This is a genomic window from Mesorhizobium alhagi CCNWXJ12-2 (assembly GCF_000236565.1).
In the GTDB taxonomy this organism is placed as follows: Bacteria; Pseudomonadota; Alphaproteobacteria; order Rhizobiales; family Rhizobiaceae; genus Allomesorhizobium; species Allomesorhizobium alhagi.
In genome coordinates, this window is record NZ_AHAM01000103.1 from 1 (window position 1) to 3,454 (window position 3,454).

The following is a 3,454-nucleotide window of genomic DNA, read 5'->3' on the forward strand; positions in this document are numbered from 1 at the left end:
GGCGCTGGTCGACCGCTACGAGCCGGCGCTGGTGTCGGAGCATCTCGCCTGGTCGACCCATGAGACGACCTATTTCAACGACTTGCTGCCGTTGCCCTACACGCAGGCGACGCTGGCGCGTGTCGCCGAGCACATCGACGAGGTCCAGGAGGCGATCGGCCGCCCGATCCTGCTTGAAAACCCCTCGACCTATGTCCTCTTTTCGCAATCGACGATGAGCGAAACGGACTTCCTTGGCGAGTTAGTCCGACGCACCGGCTGCGGCCTGCTGCTTGACGTCAACAATGTCTTCGTTTCGGCCACCAATCACGGTTACTCCGCGCTTGGCTATCTCGCCGATTTTCCGCTCGAACATGTCGGCGAGATCCATCTGGCCGGACATGCCGAGCAGGCGGATGACGAAGGCGACCTGCTGCTCATCGACAGCCATGACGGCCCGGTCGCCGATGCGGTGTGGAAGCTCTACGACATCGTGATCGGCCAATGCGGCCCCGTCCCCACCCTTGTCGAGTGGGACAGCGAAATCCCCGACTGGCCGATCCTCAAGGCGGAGGCGGCGGCCGCACAGGCGATTCTCGACCGCCACGCACAGATCATGCCTGGAAAAATCCATGCAGCCCGTTGATCTCCAAAGCCATCGTCTCGACGCCCAGACTTGCTATGCGGCCGGTTTTGCCTCCGCCCTGCTCGACCCCGAGCGTGCCCCGCCGGCTTTCGTCGCGGGGCCAAATGGCAAGGCTGCAAACAAGCGCTACGCCGTCTATCGCAACAACGTCACCGTCAGCCTTATCAACGCACTGGTGGCGACATTTCCTGCGACGTTGCGCATCACCGGCGTGGATTTCTTCCGCGCGATGGCCAGATTTCATGTGCGCTCCACGCCTCCCACCTCGCCGCTTCTGTTCGAATACGGTCGCGACTTTCCGGATTTCATCGAACGATACGAATATGCCGGGTCGATGCCTTGGCTGGCCGATGTGGCGCGGATAGAGCGGGCTTGGCTCGACGCCTATCACGCCGCCGACGCGGCGCCGTTGCCGGCTCAAGCTCTGGCTTCAATCCCTTCGGAGCAACTGGCGGACACCATCCTGACGCCGCATCCCGCAACGCGGATCGTGCGCTCGCGCTATCCGGCGGTCACCATTTTCGCGGCGAACCGCGTCGGTGGTCCCGCGACCCCGATCGAGGCAAGCGAGCCGGAGGATGCGCTGGTAACCAGGCCCGGGATGGAAGTGATCGTCCGGCGGCTGCCGCCGGGCGGTGCGGTCTTTCTGGCACGTCTCCTCGCAGGCGAGCCGCTCGCCGCGGCTGCCGAGGCGGCGCTGACAGATGATTCCGAATTTGATCTTTCCGCCAATATCGCCGGAATGATCGAGGCTGGCGTCTTCAACGATATCCGCGGCGGAGGCTGAAAAATGGAACTCGGACAGCAGACCACCGGGAGCAACGGAAGGCAGGGGATCGGCGGGCTCGTCGAGTGGGCGAACGCCGCTATCCGTGCCATTGCGCAGCCGTCTCTTACCCAGCTCGTTCTGCGCTTCGCGCTCGCACTTCCTTTCTGGCGGTCCGGCGTCAAGAAGTGGGACGGTTTCCTGCAACTCAACGACGTTGCCGTCTTCCTCTTCAGCTCTGAGTTCAAGCTGCATCTGCCGGGCGGTCCCTACGCGTTTCCAGCGCCGTCTACGGTCGCATTCCTTTCCGGATCGGCGGAGATCATCTTTCCGATCCTGCTCGTTCTAGGCCTTGGCACGCGGTTTGCGGCGCTGGGCCTCCTATTGATGACCGCGGTCATACAGCTCACCGTTCCGTCCGGCTGGCCGATTCATCTCACTTGGGCCGCGATGGCGCTAGCGCTGATGGCGTTCGGGCCTGGCCGGGTGTCACTCGATCATCTTGTTTCACGGAGGATGGGATAAAACGGTATCGGCTCCATCGCGTTAACGGGTTATCGCGATCGAGGTTGGCTATGTGGAGCAGGCGCTCGCGGGACATACTGAACGCCATATTCCGCGGTGGCGCGTCACGCCAGCGCGGTCGGAAACTGGGAGCCTTCAGCGTTCTTCTCTCCCTCTTTGCCGCAAGCCCTGCCCTGGCGCAGTCGGCGAATGGCAGCAGCGTTATCGTCGGTTCCTTCTCGCAAGGATCGCTTTCAGACTGGCGCACCCGCTCGTTCAAGGGCGAAACCAGATACGAATTCGTCAGGGATCCCGATTTGGGTTCGACCGTCCTTGCCGCCACGACCGACGGCGCAGCCTCGGGCCGCTACCGAAAAATAAAAATAGACCTGACGAAGACGCCATTTCTCAACTGGTCGTGGAAAGTGACGAAGATCTTTCCCGGCATCGACGAGAATGTGAAGTCCGGGGATGACTTCCCGGCCCGCATCTATGTGGTGATCGAACGTGGCCCCCTTGGAATGCGTTCACTCGCCCTCAACTACGTCTGGGCGAGCCAACATCGCACCGGCAGTGAATGGCCAAGCCCCTACACCGCTCAGGTTCGCATGATGGCGATCGACAGCGGCCCAAAGGGGCTTGACACATGGGTTCGTCACAAGCGCAACCTTCGAGAGGATTTAGGGAGGATATTCGGTGAGGAAATCAACGAAATCGACGCCGTCGCGATCATGACGGACGCCGACGATCACAAGGGACGCGCACAGAGCTACTACGGCGACATCTGGTTCAGTCCAGAATGATCGAGGCTTTGGCGCCGGCCGATAGCCATCGACGAACCGCTGGTCGATCCAGCGCTGGGCGCGGTTCTGAAGGAGCGCCCCCGCCGCTGATTCACCGGACGCGTATTCAACCGGGCAAGAGACAAGTCGCGGTTGTTGCGCCTGTTTCCCGGCGCCGCCAAGCGGCAATGTTTGTCAAAACGTCAAGCCGGTGCCGAAGACCTCGATTGCGTAGAAGTAGAGTTCGGCATCGAGGGCTCGCTTGATATTGGCGGCCTGGCGAAATCCGTGTTGCTCGCCGGAAAACAGGAGATAGCCGACCGGCGTGCCGCGACTACGGAGCGCATCGACCATCGCCTCGGTCTGGTTCGGCGGCACGACGGCGTCTTCGTCGCCCTGAAAGAAGATCACAGGCTTGGATAGGCGCTCTGCATGGAACAGCGGCGAGCGTTCGCGATAGAGTTCCTCTTCCTCGGGATAGGGCCCGATCAGCCAGTCCATGTATCGCGATTCGAATTTGTGCGTGTCGCGCGCCAGCGCCGCCGCATCGCTGACGCCGTAATGGCTCGCTCCGCCCTGGAAGAAATCGCGGAACGCAAGCGCGGCGAGCGTGGTGTAGCCGCCGGCGCTGCCGCCGGTGATCACGATGCGCTTTGGATCGACGAGCCCCCGCTCGATCAGGAATTTTGCTCCGTTAATGCAATCGTCGACGTCGACGACGCCCCAATTGCGGCGAAGGCGGTCGCGGTAGGCGCGGCCGAAGCCGGTGCTCCCGCC

The 3,454-nt window shown here is 62.2% G+C and carries 5 protein-coding genes; 4 read left to right on the forward strand and 1 reads right to left on the reverse strand.

Annotated elements, in window-relative coordinates:
- The 4 genes from MAXJ12_RS12790 to MAXJ12_RS12805 all read left to right on the forward strand — a co-directional run.
- On the forward strand, positions 1–625 hold a 625-nt coding region (locus MAXJ12_RS12790; protein ID WP_008836302.1), incomplete at its 5' end, for an MbnB/TglH/ChrH family RiPP precursor modification enzyme.
- Positions 612–1,412, forward strand: coding sequence for an HvfC/BufC N-terminal domain-containing protein (locus MAXJ12_RS12795; RefSeq protein ID WP_008836303.1), 801 nt, complete (start codon positions 612–614; stop codon positions 1,410–1,412). The genes MAXJ12_RS12790 and MAXJ12_RS12795, both read left to right, overlap by 14 nt.
- 3 nt (positions 1,413–1,415) lie before the next feature.
- Positions 1,416–1,916, forward strand: coding sequence for a DoxX family protein (locus MAXJ12_RS12800; RefSeq protein ID WP_008836304.1), 501 nt, complete (start codon positions 1,416–1,418; stop codon positions 1,914–1,916).
- A gap of 50 nt (positions 1,917–1,966) precedes the next feature.
- The gene (locus MAXJ12_RS12805) at positions 1,967–2,698 is read left to right on the forward strand and encodes a DUF3047 domain-containing protein (RefSeq protein ID WP_008836305.1); all 732 of its coding nucleotides are present in this window, start codon (positions 1,967–1,969) and stop codon (positions 2,696–2,698) included.
- 174 nt (positions 2,699–2,872) lie between these two features.
- Here MAXJ12_RS12805 and MAXJ12_RS12810 read toward each other — a convergent pair.
- The coding region (locus MAXJ12_RS12810; RefSeq protein WP_008836306.1) for a S9 family peptidase at positions 2,873–3,454 on the reverse strand (582 nt) is incomplete at its 5' end.

What these genes read in the sequence shown, in the direction of transcription:
- MAXJ12_RS12795 (WP_008836303.1), top strand. Translation starts at nt 612, where the DNA reads ATGCAGCCCGTTGATCTCCAAAGCCATCGTCTCGACGCCCAGACTTGC.
- MAXJ12_RS12800 (WP_008836304.1), top strand. Translation starts at nt 1,416, where the DNA reads ATGGAACTCGGACAGCAGACCACCGGGAGCAACGGAAGGCAGGGGATC.
- MAXJ12_RS12805 (WP_008836305.1), top strand. Translation starts at nt 1,967, where the DNA reads ATGTGGAGCAGGCGCTCGCGGGACATACTGAACGCCATATTCCGCGGT.